Origin of the sequence: Ornithinimicrobium sp. (assembly GCF_030537745.1) — a bacterium.
In the GTDB taxonomy this organism is placed as follows: domain Bacteria; phylum Actinomycetota; class Actinomycetes; order Actinomycetales; family Dermatophilaceae; genus Ornithinicoccus.
This window is the reverse complement of record NZ_JAUNVI010000066.1, coordinates 1-13,725: the sequence shown is the minus strand read 5'-3', so window position 1 is coordinate 13,725 and position 13,725 is coordinate 1. Positions and strand designations below refer to the sequence as shown.

The following is a 13,725-nucleotide window of genomic DNA, read 5'->3' as shown; positions in this document are numbered from 1 at the left end:
AACCCTCAACCCCCTGTTTACAAGACAGGTGCGCTACCAATTGCGCCACGCCAGCACACGCCCGAGCCGGACGGCCTGACGAGTCTAGGCCAGACCAGGCGATCCGCCGCTCATCCACCAAGCACCGCCACCAAGCCCGCCGAGGAGCCGCAGTGGCGCCCGCTCAGGACGTCTTGGTCAGGATGCCCGCGGAGATCCAGCCGTCACGGTCGGCCAACTTGACCCAGCCGTTGCTGTTGAGCGTCCCCGTGACCGCGGTGCCGTGCGCGGCCCCGCCGATGACGGAGTAGTTTGTGCCCGGGCCGGACCGGATGTTGGCGCCCAGGGTCGCTGACACCTTCCAGGTGTCTGCCACCGTCGGGGTCGTGCCGCCCGGCGCGGTCGTCGTGAGGGTGGCTTGCGCGATCCAACGGCCCTCCTGGATCTTGACCCAGCCGTTGCTCAGGGAGCCGGTGATCTTGGTGCCCTGCGCAGCGCCGCCGACGACGCTGTAGTTGGTGCCGGGGCCGGAGCGGATGTTGGCCCCGACGCTCGAGGCGACCCACCAGGTGCCCCCCGTGCTCGGCGGGGTCGGTGCCGGAGTGGGTGCCGGGGCACTCGTGGTCAGGGTGGCGCCGCTGATGTAGCGGCCGTCGGAGATCTTGACCCAGCCGTTGCTCATCGTGCCGGTGATCTTGGTGCCGGTCGCTGCGGACCCGACGACGGCATACGACGTGCTCGGCCCCGAGCGGATGTTGGCCCCCGGCGTCGCGGAGACATACCAGGTGCCACTCGTGCCGGGCGTCGGTGCCGGCTGGTCCTGGCCGGGGTAGGGCGCGAGGCCGTTGGACATCGTCAGACCAGCGCGGACCGAGCAGACCGGCCAGGCACCGGGACCCTGCACCTTCAGCACCCGCTGGCCGATGGTGATCTGCTGGACCTTGGTCGCCTGGTGGGCGTAGGGCGCAAACTCCTGACCACCGAAGCTCGTCCACGTCGGGTGCCAGAACTGCAGCCCTCCATAGAAGCCGTTGCCGGTGTTGATAGCCCAGTTGCCGCTGGACTCGCAGTCGGCGACGCGGTCCCACACGTTGGCCTCCGCGGCCGCCGCCGGCTGGGCCGCCGGCCCGAAGGTGGCCAGCGACGCGGCACCAGCCAGGGCTGCGGTGCCCACTCGTCGCAGGCCGGAGCCTCGACGGGTGCGGTGGAGGGCAGATGAGGACATCTGTCAGGTCCTTTCGGCAGCGGGACGACGATCAGGCACCCCACCGCTCATGATGCTGCAGGGACGCGTGTGGTGTCTGGGACAAGCCCGCTCACGCTAGTGGATGCCGCCACGACACGGAAGCAGATGTGACCAGACTCACTGGTCGAGGAGCACGCGGGGCAAAGCCTCAGAGCCCGAACGGCAGCCACTGCCTCGGATCGAAGTCCGGCCCCATCGGCCACCACGACACGGCCCCACCGTCCAGATAGCTCCACACCGCGAGCGCCGCACCCCCGACGACGCACAAGGTGATGACCGCCACGGTGGCCGCGCCTTGCGGCACCACGCTGCGCAGCACCGTCCTCGAGCCGCGACGCAGCGAGGTCGACCCGAGTCCCCACCAGCCGACCCACGCGCCGATCAGCGAGCCGATCCCAATGGCCAGCGGATGGTCGGGACGGACGGGGAGCATCACCTCAGAGGTCGTGACGGCACCGGAGACGACGAACGCCACCAGCGCGGCCAGCCCCAGCGGCAGGATCAGGGAGAGCACCGAGCCCAGGGCCGCGACGACGAGGTGCCACGGGCTGGCCAGCACCAGCACCGGCACGTCGCTACGTCGACGTCCGGCCACATGACGCCGCAGGACCAGCCCGGTCAGGCTGCGATCCACCGTCCGGGTGAGGATCTCCCACACCGCATAAAGGCCCCACGCCAGCAGGGGCGCAGTGGTCGCCAACCCGACGAAGGCCACCAGCAGCCCGACCAGAGTGCCGCGTCGGGCGCTCCGCCCGATCCTGGGGTCGGGGCCGCCCGGCTCGCCGGGCTGCCGGGGCACCACACTGCCCTCGGGGTATGGCGAGACCTCACCAGCCGGTCCACCCACCTCCGCGAAGGGGGCCGGGGAGGGATCGCGCGCGGACACCCCGGGGCCATGCCACTGTGGGTGACCGGACTGCCCAGCCTGCGCTGGCCGATCGCTCTGCCCAGCCTGTGCTGGCCGACCGGCCTCCCAAGCCCGCACTGGCCGACCGGCCTCCCCCGGCTGCCCCGTCGGCACAGCCTGCACTGCTGGCGCGACCATCGTCCGGTCGAGTCCGCGCTGCGGCGCCACGGTCGTCCGGTCAGGGTCGGGGCCGTGCATCCAGACGGGCAGGGCGCCGGTGACATCCTCGCGGCGGGCATAGCGTTCCAGACCGTCCAGCACCTGCGTCTCCGTCGGTCGGCGCAACGGATCAGGGTCGAGCGCCGCCGTGAGCAACGGCACGAGCATCGGGTCGACACCTTCGAGCTGCAGACGTCCCCGCAGGACCCTGTCGAGCACGACGGTGAGCGGTCCCCGGCCAAAGGGAGGCTGGCCGCTGACGGCATACGCCAGAGTCGCCGCCCAGCCCCACCAATCGGTGGCTTCGCTGACCTGCCCGCCCTCGACGACCTCCGGCGACAGATAGCCCGGAGTTCCCATGACCATGCCAGTCATCGTCAGGCGCACGTCGTCGGCAACCTGGGCGATGCCAAAGTCGATCACGACCGGATCGCCGCCGTCGCCGACCATGAGCACATTGCCGGGTTTGAGATCGCGGTGCACGATCCCGGCCCCGTGGATCGCGTGCAGCGCCTCCCCCAGCCCACGGCCGAGCCGCAGCAATGCCTCCCCGCGGATCGGGCCGCGGTCGGCGACCACCTGGTCCAACGGACGTCCGGGGACGTATTCAGTGACGATGTAGGGCGCCGGCCCGTCGACGTCGGCGTCGATCACGGACGCGATCCGAGGGTGGTGGACGCGGGCCAGCGTGTGCACCTCACGGCGCAGCCGCGCCCGCGCGTGCTCGTCGTGGGCGATGTGCTCACGGAGCACCTTGATCGCGACTTCCCGGCCGTTGCTGGAGGTGGCGCGCCAGACGACGCCCATGCCACCCTCCCCCAGCCGCTCACCCAGCTCATAGTCGCCGAGTCGGCGCGGCACGACCACCGGCACCGGACGCGTCGCGTCTGTGCTGGTGGTGCGGGACGGTTCGGTGGTCACGGACTCCACGGTATGCGGTCTCCTGCTAGGGGTCACCTAGGTGCGCGCGGGCGCGCCCGGGTGCACCCGCCTAGGCTGGTGGTCAGGACAACGATCAAGGGACAGACATGGTTTCCTCCACGACGACCTTCGACTTCGTCATCGCCGCCAACCGCCTTCCCGTCGACCGGCACGTCGCACCGGACGGCACCACGACGTGGCAGACCAGCCCCGGCGGGCTGGTGACCGCCATGGAGTCCGTCATGCGCGACCGCGAGGCGGCCTGGGTCGGGTGGGCGGGCTTCCCCGGCGAGGCGCCCGAGCCTTTTGACGACGGCGCCCTGCGACTGCATCCGGTGCCGCTGTCCGCGCAGGAGTTGACCGACTTCTACGAGGGTTTTTCCAACGACACGCTCTGGCCGCTCTACCACGACGTCATCGTGCCGCCGAGCTTTCACCGGACGTGGTGGCACGCCTACCGCCTGGTCAACGACCGCTTCGCCGACGCGATCGCCGAGGTCGCGGCCCCGGGCGCCACCGTGTGGGTGCACGACTATCAGCTCCAGCTGGTCCCTGCCCTCCTTCGGGAGCGGCGGCCCGACCTGCGGATCGGCTGGTTCAACCACATCCCGTTCCCGCCGGTCGAGCTCTTCGCCCAGCTCCCGTGGCGAGCCCAGATCCTGCGCGGCCTCCTCGGCGCCGACTTTCTCGGCTTCCAGCGCCCCGACGACGCCCGCAACTTCATGCGCTCGTGCCGCTCCGCGCTGGGCGCCACCGTCCGGGGTGACGTCGTCCAGTGGCAAGGCTCCGACGACGACCTGCTGGGTGCAGCGCCACGACAGGCGCGTGCTGCCTCGGTGCCGATCTCCATCGACGCCGCGGGTTTTCGCGAGCTCGCTATGACGCCAGCGGTGCGGGAGCGTGCGGTGGCGATCCGCGAGTCCCTCGGCAACCCCGAGATCGTGCTGCTGGGCGTGGATCGCCTCGACTACACGAAGGGGATCCGGCACCGGCTGCGTGCCATCGGTGAGCTTTTCGCCGACGGAGAGATCGCTCCGCCAGACGTCACCTTCGTGCAGGTGGCCACGCCGAGCCGTGAGCGCGTGGAGGCCTACCGCACCCTGCGTGAGCAGATCGAGGGCACCGTCGGGCGCATCAACGGCGACTTCTCCCACCTGGGCGACACCGCAGTCCACTACCTGCATCAGTCCTACCCGCGCGAGGAGATGGCGGCGCTCTTCCAAGCCGCGGACGTCATGCTGGTCACGCCGTTGCGCGACGGCATGAACCTCGTCGCCAAGGAGTACGTCACCGCACGCCACGACGGTGGTGGCGCGCTGGTGCTCAGCGAGTTCACCGGGGCGGCCGAGGAACTGCGCAACGCCTACCTCTGCAATCCCCACGACATCACCGGGCTGAAGAACACCATCTTGCGGGCCATCCGTGACGATCCCGCCAAGAAGCGGCGGCGGATGTCCTCGATGCGCCGCCGGGTCAGCACCAATGACGTGCAGGCGTGGGCAGATGCTTTCCTACGCGCGCTCGCGGCCGCACCGGGAAAGCCGACCCAACGGCGCCACCGTCAGGAGGGACAGTCATGACCGCCTCCCCCACCTCCGGCCTCACGTCCGCGGTCGAGGCCTTCGCGGCGCTCCCCACCGTGCTGGTCGCCACCGACTTCGACGGCGCGCTGGCACCCTTGGTGCTCGATCCGATGGACTCGCGTCCGGTCCAGGGAGGTATGGAGACGCTCACCGCGCTGGCTGACCTCCCAGGCACCGTGGTCGCCCTGGTCTCTGGGCGGGCCATCGGGCCGCTGCGCCAACTCTCCGGCGCCCAGGACCCCTTGCTCCTCATCGGCTCGCACGGCGTCGAGGACTCCAGGCGTCCGGACGGGCTGGCGCTGACGCCCGCGCAGCGAGACCTGCTGGCGACGCTGGACACCGAGGCTGCCGACCTGGTCGCAGCCCACCCCGGGGCGCGCGTCGAGGAGAAGCCTGCCGGGCGCGTCATCCACACTCGCGGCCTGGCACCCGAGGTCAGCGCCGCCGCCCTGGCGCAGGCCACCGCCCTGGGCGATCGGCATACCGACCTGGTCGTGACCCCCGGCAAGGAGGTCGTCGAGCTGGCTGTCGCGCACGTCGGCAAGGGCGCAGCGCTGGTCGCGCTCGCGCAGGACCTGGGTGTCGACGCGGTCTTCTACGCCGGCGACGATGTCACCGACGAGCACGGCTTTGTCGCCCTGACCGACGACCCCGACCGCGAGCGCGCCGCGCGACGACTCACCGTGCGGGTCGGCGACGGGGACACCCAGGCGCAGTTCCGGGTGGCCGACGAGCCGGGCCTGGTCCGGGTGCTGCAGGCCCTCCTGGAGAGCCGGCGAGCGACCTAACTGGTCGTGTGCCTGGTCGGGTTCCTGGTCGGGGTCGTGGGCACGTGAAAGTCGTGCAATACCGCAACTCGCACGTGCCCACAAAGACGGACGGGGCCACCCCTCAGCGCGCGGGGGCCTTGGTCGTGGAGCGACGCAGGATGAGCTCGGGGGCGAAAATGTACTCCCGGTGCTCGACCACCTCCCCGGCAATCTCGGCCAGCACCGCGGTGACGGCGGCGTGCGCCAGGCCCTGCACGTCCATCCGGACCGTGGTGAGCCCGGGGTCGACGAACCCCATGAAGGGCACGTCGTCTCCACCGATGACGGAGAGGTCCTCCGGCACCCGCAAGCCCAGCTGGGTGGCCTGTCGCAACATCCCGAGCGCCATCACGTCCGAGCCGGCGATGATCGCGGTCGCACCCGACGCGACGAGCTGCTTGGCCCCGGCCGCACCGCCCTCGACAGAGAAGATCGTCGTGCAGATGAGGCTGTCCAGGTCGACCTGCGGGCCGTCGCTCATCGCGGAGCGAAAGCCCTCGATCCGCCGTTGGACGGGGACATAGCGGGCCGGCCCCGTCGCGAAGCCGATCTTGGTGTGACCGAGATTGCGCAGGTGCCGCACGGCGATCTGCATCCCGGCCTTGTCGTCGTGGCTGGCAAAAGTGGCGTCGATGCCCGTGCGGAAGCCGTTAACCAGGGCTATCGGAAGACCACGCTCACGCAGCGCGACATAGCGCTCGATGCCCGCGCTGGTGTCGGCATGGAGTCCGCTGACGAAGATGATCCCGGAGACGCCGCGGGCCAGCAGCATCTGGACGTATTCGTCCTCGTGCACCCCGCCGGGCGTCTGGGTGCACAGCACCGGCGTGAAGTTGGCACCCGCCAGCTGGGTCTCCACGGTCTGCGCAAACATCGGGAAGACCGGGTTGGTCAGCTCGGGAAGCACCAGCCCGATCAGGCCTGCGCTGCTGCGGCGCAGCCGGCTGGGACGCTCGTAACCGAGGACATCGAGCGCGGTCAGCACCAACTGCCTGGTCCCGGTCGCCACGCCCGGCTTGTCGTTGAGGACCCGGCTGACCGTGGCCTCGCTGACCCCGGCGTAGTTCGCCAGGTCTGCAAGTCGTCCGCGCGGCGCCGCCATTACTTCACTGAGCCGGTGGTGAGCCCACCGATCAGTTGCTTCTGCAGGCTCAGGTAGACCAGCACCGGCGGGATCGAGGCGATGAGCGCGCCTGCTGAGAACATGCCGAAGTACTTGTTCTTGTCGGCCAGGTTGAGGGAGTAGAGACCGACGCCGAGGGTGCGCACGTCCTGGTCGAGCAAGAAGATGCTGGCCAGCATGAACTCTCCCCACAGGCCGACGAAGGCGAGGATGCCGACGGTGGCCAGGATGGGGGTCACCAGGCGCAGGGTCATCGTGAAGAAGATCCGGGCGTGGCTGGCTCCATCCATCTTGGCAGCCTCGTCCAGCTCTGCGGGGATAGTGTCGAAATAGCCCTTGAGCAGCCAGACGTTGGCGCCCATCGCACCGCCGAGGTAGACCAGGAGCAGCCCGCCGAGGGTGTTCAGGCCGATGCTCGGCAGCGAGTTGCCCAGGTTGAGGAACATCAAATAGAGGGCGGGGAAGGCGAGCAGCGCCGGGAACATCTGGGCGAGCAGCAGGGCCATCAGGCCGGGCCGGCGACCCATCCAACGCAAGCGCGAAAACGCGTAGGCGGCCGCCGCAGCGATGAACACCGTGAAGATGGTCCCGAGACCGGCGATGAGCAGGGAGTTCTTGAACCAGGTCCAGTAGGGGAAGGTCGTCGACGCGAAGAGATCGTTGAAGTTCTTGGTGGAGAACTGCCTGGGTATGGGGTCGCTCGCGTTGAGCGTGCCGGCCGGGTTCAGGGCTGCCGAGACGATGAACATCACCGGGAAGAGCGCCCAGATGACCACGATGATCGCGAGCAGGTGGCGCCACCAGACGCCGGTCTTGGGACGGGACACGCTGGACTGCGTGGGCGCCTTGCGGGCCGGATCTGGCGTGGCCGGGCCGGTAGCGGCCAGGCCGCCCTCGAGTTGCGGCTGCTGCGTCATGGTTAGTTCACGTCCTCAAGAGCGGCGGACTGGCGGAAGCCGATATAGCTGATCACTCCGACGAGCATGAAGATCACGATGCTGACGGCCGAGGCCAGACCGATGTTTGGAGTGCCCGCCTCCAGCGCCAGTCGGTAGGCGAAGTTGATCAGCAGGTCGGTGTTGCCGATCAAGCTGTTGGCCTTGTCGAAGGGGCCACCGCCGGTGACCAGGTAGACCAGCGTGAAGTTGTTGAAGTTGAAGGCATAGCTGGCCACCAACAGCGGTCCGACCGCCACCAGCAGCAGCGGAGTGATGACCGACCACAGGGTCCGGATCGGGCCCGCGCCGTCGACCGCCGCGGCCTCCTTGACGTCCTGAGGGATGGACTGCAGGGCGCCGGTGCAGATGAGGAACATGTAAGGGAAGCCGAGCCACAGGTTCGTGATGATCAACGCCAGGCGGGCCGCCCAGGGATCACCGAGCCAGTCGATGTTGAGCCCGGTCAGGTTGTTGATCAGCCCGAACTGCTGGTTGAACATCGAGGCCCAGATGATGCCAGTCACGAAGATCGGCAGTGCGTAGGGCAGCACCATGAGCGAGCGGTAGAAGCCCTTGCCCTTGAGCCGGGGATCGTTAAACAGGAGCGCGAGCAACATACCGAGCGCAAAGGTGCTCACCACGGTGATGAGCGGGAACGCGAGATTCCACAGGAAGATCTTCAGGAAGCCGGTGCGGAAGCCAGGGTCGGTGAAGATGGTGGTGAAGTTGTCGAAGCCGACGTTTTCCTTCCACCCTGCGGTCAGTTGCTGGCCCTGCCCGTCCTCCGGGACGAAGTTGGCGTGCTTGGCGACGTAACGCTTGCCCTCGACGGTGGTCATCGTGTCGGTGGCCGCGTCGTAGGAGATGGTCGGTCGGCCGACGAAGGCCTGGGTGGTGGTGGCTACCTTGATCCCCGCGCCCTGGTCACCGACCGGGACAGCAAAGGTGGTCAGCTCCTGGCCGCGCTTGTTGGCCTCCATCAGATTGAGCACCCGATAGCCAGGCGCCGCCTCGATGGTGCCGTTGCTGCGCAGCGCCACGCCCTCGGCAGGCAGCGGCTTCAGGCCCTTCTCGGTGCCGACGAAGACCTGGGTGCCGTCCGGCAGCACGTTGCCGGCATCGGTCGCCGCGCTCTCGCCCGTCGACTCGAGCTCCGCGGCCCCGCCCTCGGCGCTGGTGCTCAGCAGGAGGGTCAGCTCACCCGTCTCGATCGGCGCATCCTTTGGCACTGCGACCGACATCCCGTAGCGCGGGGCGTCCGGCGACTGCCGCACCGACTGCGCCTGGATGGCGTCGATCGCCTCTTCCTTGGTCAGCGTGTGCCCGTCGCCGTAGTTGGTGAAGGCGGTCCCGACGGTGTAGATGATCGGCCACATCTGGAAGAGCAGCAGCAGGATCAGGCCCGGCAGCAGGTACTTCATCGGGATGAAGTGGCGCGTGGAGTAGACGACGAGCACCGCCATCGCGATGAAGGCGATCACAATAACCACCAGCCAGGCACCGCTGGCGATCGCGAGCTGGGCCGCCCAGCCCAGTCCGAGGACAGTCAGGCCGATGACGGCCCACTTGACCACGTGGACCCACAGTGGCGTCCTGAACGTCTCACCGCCGGACACATCGGTCGGCGGCGGCGTGAGGGTCGAGGACATCGGCGTCTCTCCGGGTTGGGCGCAGGGGCCAGGTGGCCCGGGTGGGTGGGACGATCCAGGTATGGCGCACGACGAGCCGTCGTACGCCATACCGGACCTCTCCCCGGGGCGGGCGGGATGCGCCCGCCCCGGGAAGGATCAGCGGGTCACTGCTTGAGCGCTGCCTCGACCTCGGACTGCGCGGTCTTGAGGCGGTCCGCGGCGGCATCGCCAGAGACGATGTCAGCCTCAGCCTTGCCCAACGGGCCCCAGACCGAGTTCATCTGCGGGATGTTGGGCATCGGGGTGCCGCCAGCGGCGGCCTCGCCCCAGGCCTGGATGTCGGCGTTGTCCTTGGCGACCTGCTCATAGGCCGCCGTGAGGGCCGGCGGGCGGTCGCCTGCCTCGAAGAGCGAGATCTGGACCTCGGGCTTGGAGACGAACTCCTGCACGAAGGTCTGGGCGATCTGCGGGTTCTTGCTCTTGGCGGAGACGTAGAAGGTCTGAACTCCCAGGAACGGGGTGGTTTCGCCACCGTCCTCAAAGTCCGGGATGGGCTCGATCGCGTAGTCGATGCCCGCGTCCTTGATCTGCTGGATCGCCCACGGACCAGAGACCATGAAGGCCGCCTTGCCCTCGGTGAACAGCGGGATCACGTTGGAGCCGTCCTGGTTGGTGGACAGCGCCTTCTCCTTGGCGAGCCAGCTGATCTTCTCGCCACCCTTGATGCTCTCAGGGGAGTCGATGATCACCTTGGTGCCGTCGAAGCCGCCCGCGTCCAGGAGCGGGAAGATGCCGCCGCCGTAGGCCGCGAGGTAGGGGTAGAGGGAGTAGGCGTTGCCTTCCTTGCCCACTTCCTGCGTCATGATCAGCTCGGTCTTGCCGTCTTCGACAAGCTTCTTGCCCTGGGCGACGAGGTCCTCCATTGAGGCCGGCGTCTCCGGCGCGAGCGCGGTGTTGCGGATGAGCGCGATGGACTCCACGGCGTAGGGGACGCCGTAGGTCTGGCCTTCGTAGGTCACGGCCTCGATCGACTCGGGGTTGAAGCCGGACTGGACGTCCGCGGCCATCTGCACCGGGGCCACGACGTTGTTCTGGACGAGCTCGCCCAGCCAGTCGTGCGCGCCGACGGCAATGTCCGGACCGGCGTCGGCGCCGACGGAGTCCTTGAACTGCTCACGCAGCTTCTCGTTGGCCACGACCTGGATCTTGACCGGCACGCCGGTCTCTGCCTCGAACTCCTTGGCGTGCTTCTGCAGGGCAGCGGCGCGCAGGTCGTCGGCCCAGATGACGAGGCTGCTGCCGTCGCTGGCGGCCGGAGCAGCCTCTCCGGACGTCGCGGAGCTGTCGTCGGCTGGTGCCGCGGAGCTCTCCTGCGCAGCGTCGCCCGTCTCCGACATGGTGTCGGTCGTCATCGGAGCGGCTGGGGTGTCAGTCGTGCCTCCGCCGCAGGCGGTGAGCAGCAGGGCGGCCACCCCGCTGACAGCAATGGCGCCGGTGGTGCGCTTCATGAGTTCTCCTTCGAACCGTGGTGTGCCCGGGGACGTGCGAGTGTCGCCTCGCCCGCGCTGACGCACAGCAGGATGGAGCCGCACGTCGTGGTGGTGAAAGCTCAGTATGCAGATTCTCTCAGGTTTCTGCAAGATCTTGCAGAGCGGCGCGACCGATCTGCTAGCGTGACCTTGTCACCGGCAGCGTCGCCCTGATCCATGTTGTCTTGTGGTCCCAGCGCGCGCCTTCGGTGGCTGGCTCCACGGCGTCGCCGCGGGGTTCCTTTACAACGGATCGTCCGGCACGTACCTGCCGGTGAAGGAAGGCATCACCATGGCAACTGTGACCTTTGACCAGGCCACCCGCGTCTACCCAGGGTCAGACAGCCCCGCGGTGGACGCCCTCAGCATCGACATCGAAGACGGCGAGTTCCTCGTCTTCGTCGGCCCGTCCGGCTGCGGCAAGTCGACCTCCCTCCGCATGCTCGCGGGCCTGGAAGAGGTGAACGGCGGTCGCATCCTCATCGGCGACCGCGATGTCACCAACCTGCCGCCCAAGGACCGCGACGTGGCGATGGTCTTCCAGAACTACGCCCTCTACCCGCACATGACCGTGGCCGACAACATGGGCTTCGCCCTCAAGATCGCCGGCAAGTCCAAGGCCGACATCCGCACGCGCGTGGAGGAGGCCGCCAAGATCCTCGACCTGTCGGATTACCTCGAGCGCAAGCCGAAGGCGCTCTCTGGCGGTCAGCGTCAGCGCGTCGCTATGGGACGCGCCATCGTGCGCCAGCCGCAGGTCTTCCTGATGGATGAGCCGCTGTCGAACTTGGACGCCAAGCTGCGCGTGCAGACCCGCACCCAGATCGCGTCACTGCAGCGCCGCCTCGGCGTCACCACGGTCTACGTCACCCACGACCAAGTGGAGGCCATGACGATGGGTGACCGCGTCGCGGTCCTCAAGGACGGCATCCTGCAGCAGTGCGACGCCCCGCGGCACATGTATGACCACCCGGTCAACGTCTTCGTCGCCGGTTTCATCGGCTCGCCCGCCATGAACCTAATGACGGTGCCGGTGACCGATGGCGGCGTCCGCCTGGGCGACTACACCCACCCCGTCGATCGCGCCATCCTCGCCAAGGCCTCCGGCAACGAGGTCGTCATCGGCGTCCGTCCCGAAGACCTGGAGCTCAACGACTCCGGTCGCGGTCTGCCGATCGAGGTCGCCGTCGTCGAAGAACTCGGTGCGGACGCCTACATCTACGGCCAGCTGCCCGGCTCGGAGGCCATCGACAAGCCGTTCATCGCGCGCGTCGACGGCCGCACCCCGCCGCGGAAGGGCGAGGTCATTCACTTCCAGCCCAACGGCGACCACCTCCACATCTTCAACTCCCAGACTGGCGAGCGCATCAGCGGCTGACTCTCCACGTCATACCGGCGAAGGCCGCCTGCCGACCCGGCAGGCGGCCTTGGTCGTGCGGCGGTCGGAAGGCGGCCACGCTGCATACGACGGAGGCTGGACCGACCTAGGCTGGGGTCATGCCGCTCGACTTCACCACGATCCGTCCAGATCCAGCGATGCTGGACCTGCCGTGGGACGTCCCGCTGGAGGAATGGCCGCCAGAGCACCTGGCGGCCTTGCCCCGCGGCATCTCCCGCCACGTCGTCCGCTTCGTCAAGCTATCTGGGCACGTCATCGCGGTCAAGGAGATCAGCGAGCCGCTGGCACGGCGGGAGTTTCAGACCCTGCGCAACCTGCGCCGCCTCGGCCAGCCGACCGTGCAGCCGCTGGCCGTCGTCTCCGGTCGCGTGGCCAGCGACGGATCACCACTGGATGCTTGCTTGGTCACCCGGCACCTGAGGTTCTCCCTGCCCTACCGTGCGGTCTTCTCCCAGCGGCTGCGCCCCGACACTGCTCGCCGCACCCTCGACGCGCTCGCTGTCCTGCTCGTCCGCCTGCACCTGGCCGGCTGCTTCTGGGGAGATGTGTCCCTGTCCAACACCCTCTTCCGCCGGGATGCCGGCGACTTCGCGGCCTATCTCGTCGATGCCGAGACCGCCGAGTTGCACCCGCAACTTTCCCCCGGGCAGCGCGAGCACGACCTCTTCATCGCCCATGGCAACATCGCCGGAGAGCTGATGGACCTCGAGGCCGGCGGGCGTCTGGCCGAGGGCGAGGACCCTGTCGAGATCGCCGACCTCCTGATGCATCGCTATGACCTGCTGTGGGACGAGCTCACCGGAGAGGAGCGGTTTGAGCGCGGTGACCGCTGGAAGGTTGAGGAACGGATCCGCCGGCTCAACAACCTCGGCTTCGACGTCGGTGAACTAGAGATGAGCACTGACCTGGACGGCACCCACATCCGCATTGAGCCCAAGGTCGTCGACGCCGGACACCACTCGCGTCGTCTCATGCGGCTGACCGGCCTTGACGTCGAGGAAAACCAGGCCCGTCGCCTGCTCAACGACCTCGACTCCTATCGTGCCGCCACCGACCGGCAGGGCGACGACGAGGAGCTGGTCGCCCACGACTGGCTTTCCCGGGTCTACGAGCCGATGACGCGCACCGTCCCCCGCGAGCTGCGCGCCAAGCTCGAGCCCGCCGAGCTTTTTCACGAGATCCTCGAGCACCGGTGGTATCTGTCCGAGCGCGCCGGCCACGACATGAATATCGATGACGCCGTCCGAGACTATGTCGCGACCGTGCTGCCCAGCCGGCCCGACGAGGTGGCCGTAGTCGGTGTCGACACCGAGGAGATCCCGATCCACGCTGTGCTGGAGGCGGTTGACCGCCTCGCTGCCCAGCACCCGATCGACTGACCGCTATGGAGAAGTGGCGTCGGGCTGCGTGAAAGTCCCCCAGGCGGATAGGTTGCAGCCGCGTCCCGACCGTCCGTCCGGAGTGGCAGGGCCGCCCGTCCGGAGTGGCAGGAACGCCCGCC

General features: G+C 68.5%; 10 protein-coding genes. 4 read left to right on the top strand and 6 right to left on the bottom strand.

What is annotated here, in order from left to right; all coding sequences use genetic code 11:
* Positions 1 to 163: 163 nt before the first annotated feature.
* Positions 164 to 1,204, bottom strand: a complete 1,041-nt coding sequence (locus Q4P07_RS12070) for a transglycosylase family protein (protein WP_303375164.1) — start codon at positions 1,202 to 1,204, stop codon at positions 164 to 166.
* 169 nt (positions 1,205 to 1,373) lie between these two features.
* The gene (locus Q4P07_RS12065; protein WP_303375163.1) at positions 1,374 to 3,212 is read right to left on the bottom strand and encodes a serine/threonine-protein kinase; all 1,839 of its coding nucleotides are present in this window, start codon (positions 3,210 to 3,212) and stop codon (positions 1,374 to 1,376) included.
* 107 nt (positions 3,213 to 3,319) lie between these two features.
* On the opposite strand from Q4P07_RS12065, the gene Q4P07_RS12060 reads away from it, so the two are divergent.
* Both Q4P07_RS12060 and otsB read left to right on the top strand, forming a co-directional pair.
* Positions 3,320 to 4,792 (top strand): trehalose-6-phosphate synthase, encoded by a 1,473-nt coding sequence (locus Q4P07_RS12060; protein WP_303375162.1) that lies wholly within the window; start codon positions 3,320 to 3,322, stop codon positions 4,790 to 4,792.
* The gene (gene otsB, locus Q4P07_RS12055; protein ID WP_303375161.1) at positions 4,789 to 5,583 is read left to right on the top strand and encodes a trehalose-phosphatase; all 795 of its coding nucleotides are present in this window, start codon (positions 4,789 to 4,791) and stop codon (positions 5,581 to 5,583) included. The genes Q4P07_RS12060 and otsB overlap by 4 nt, the downstream gene beginning before the upstream one ends.
* A 103-nt stretch (positions 5,584 to 5,686) precedes the next feature.
* Here the strand turns inward: otsB and Q4P07_RS12050 are convergent, their stop codons facing one another.
* The 4 genes from Q4P07_RS12050 to Q4P07_RS12035 form a co-directional block, all read right to left on the bottom strand.
* Entirely contained in the window at positions 5,687 to 6,706 is a 1,020-nt protein-coding gene (locus tag Q4P07_RS12050; RefSeq protein WP_303375160.1) for a LacI family DNA-binding transcriptional regulator, read from the bottom strand.
* Positions 6,706 to 7,644, bottom strand: a complete 939-nt coding sequence (locus Q4P07_RS12045; protein WP_303375159.1) for a sugar ABC transporter permease — start codon at positions 7,642 to 7,644, stop codon at positions 6,706 to 6,708. Before Q4P07_RS12045 ends, Q4P07_RS12050 begins: the two co-directional genes overlap by 1 nt.
* 2 nt (positions 7,645 to 7,646) lie before the next feature.
* A complete protein-coding gene (locus Q4P07_RS12040; protein WP_303375158.1) occupies positions 7,647 to 9,314 on the bottom strand; it encodes an ABC transporter permease subunit in 1,668 nt (555 codons plus the stop codon).
* Positions 9,315 to 9,460: 146 nt separating this feature from the next.
* A complete protein-coding gene (locus Q4P07_RS12035; protein WP_303375157.1) occupies positions 9,461 to 10,804 on the bottom strand; it encodes a maltose ABC transporter substrate-binding protein in 1,344 nt (447 codons plus the stop codon).
* Positions 10,805 to 11,117: 313 nt separating this feature from the next.
* On the opposite strand from Q4P07_RS12035, the gene Q4P07_RS12030 reads away from it, so the two are divergent.
* Entirely contained in the window at positions 11,118 to 12,203 is a 1,086-nt protein-coding gene (locus Q4P07_RS12030) for an ABC transporter ATP-binding protein (protein ID WP_303375156.1), read from the top strand.
* A gap of 119 nt (positions 12,204 to 12,322) precedes the next feature.
* Positions 12,323 to 13,603, top strand: coding sequence for a DUF4032 domain-containing protein (locus tag Q4P07_RS12025; RefSeq protein WP_303375155.1), 1,281 nt, complete (start codon positions 12,323 to 12,325; stop codon positions 13,601 to 13,603).
* The last annotated feature ends 122 nt before the right edge of the window (positions 13,604 to 13,725 follow it).

Excerpts from the sequence above, each read along its gene's own strand:
- Q4P07_RS12030 (WP_303375156.1), top strand. The coding sequence starts at position 11,118 with ATGGCAACTGTGACCTTTGACCAGGCCACCCGCGTCTACCCAGGGTCA.
- otsB (WP_303375161.1), top strand. The coding sequence starts at position 4,789 with ATGACCGCCTCCCCCACCTCCGGCCTCACGTCCGCGGTCGAGGCCTTC.
- Q4P07_RS12070 (WP_303375164.1), bottom strand. The coding sequence starts at position 1,204 with ATGTCCTCATCTGCCCTCCACCGCACCCGTCGAGGCTCCGGCCTGCGA.
- Q4P07_RS12060 (WP_303375162.1), top strand. The coding sequence starts at position 3,320 with ATGGTTTCCTCCACGACGACCTTCGACTTCGTCATCGCCGCCAACCGC.
- Q4P07_RS12040 (WP_303375158.1), bottom strand. The coding sequence starts at position 9,314 with ATGTCCTCGACCCTCACGCCGCCGCCGACCGATGTGTCCGGCGGTGAG.
- Q4P07_RS12045 (WP_303375159.1), bottom strand. The coding sequence starts at position 7,644 with ATGACGCAGCAGCCGCAACTCGAGGGCGGCCTGGCCGCTACCGGCCCG.
- Q4P07_RS12050 (WP_303375160.1), bottom strand. The coding sequence starts at position 6,706 with ATGGCGGCGCCGCGCGGACGACTTGCAGACCTGGCGAACTACGCCGGG.
- Q4P07_RS12025 (WP_303375155.1), top strand. The coding sequence starts at position 12,323 with ATGCCGCTCGACTTCACCACGATCCGTCCAGATCCAGCGATGCTGGAC.
- Q4P07_RS12035 (WP_303375157.1), bottom strand. The coding sequence starts at position 10,804 with ATGAAGCGCACCACCGGCGCCATTGCTGTCAGCGGGGTGGCCGCCCTG.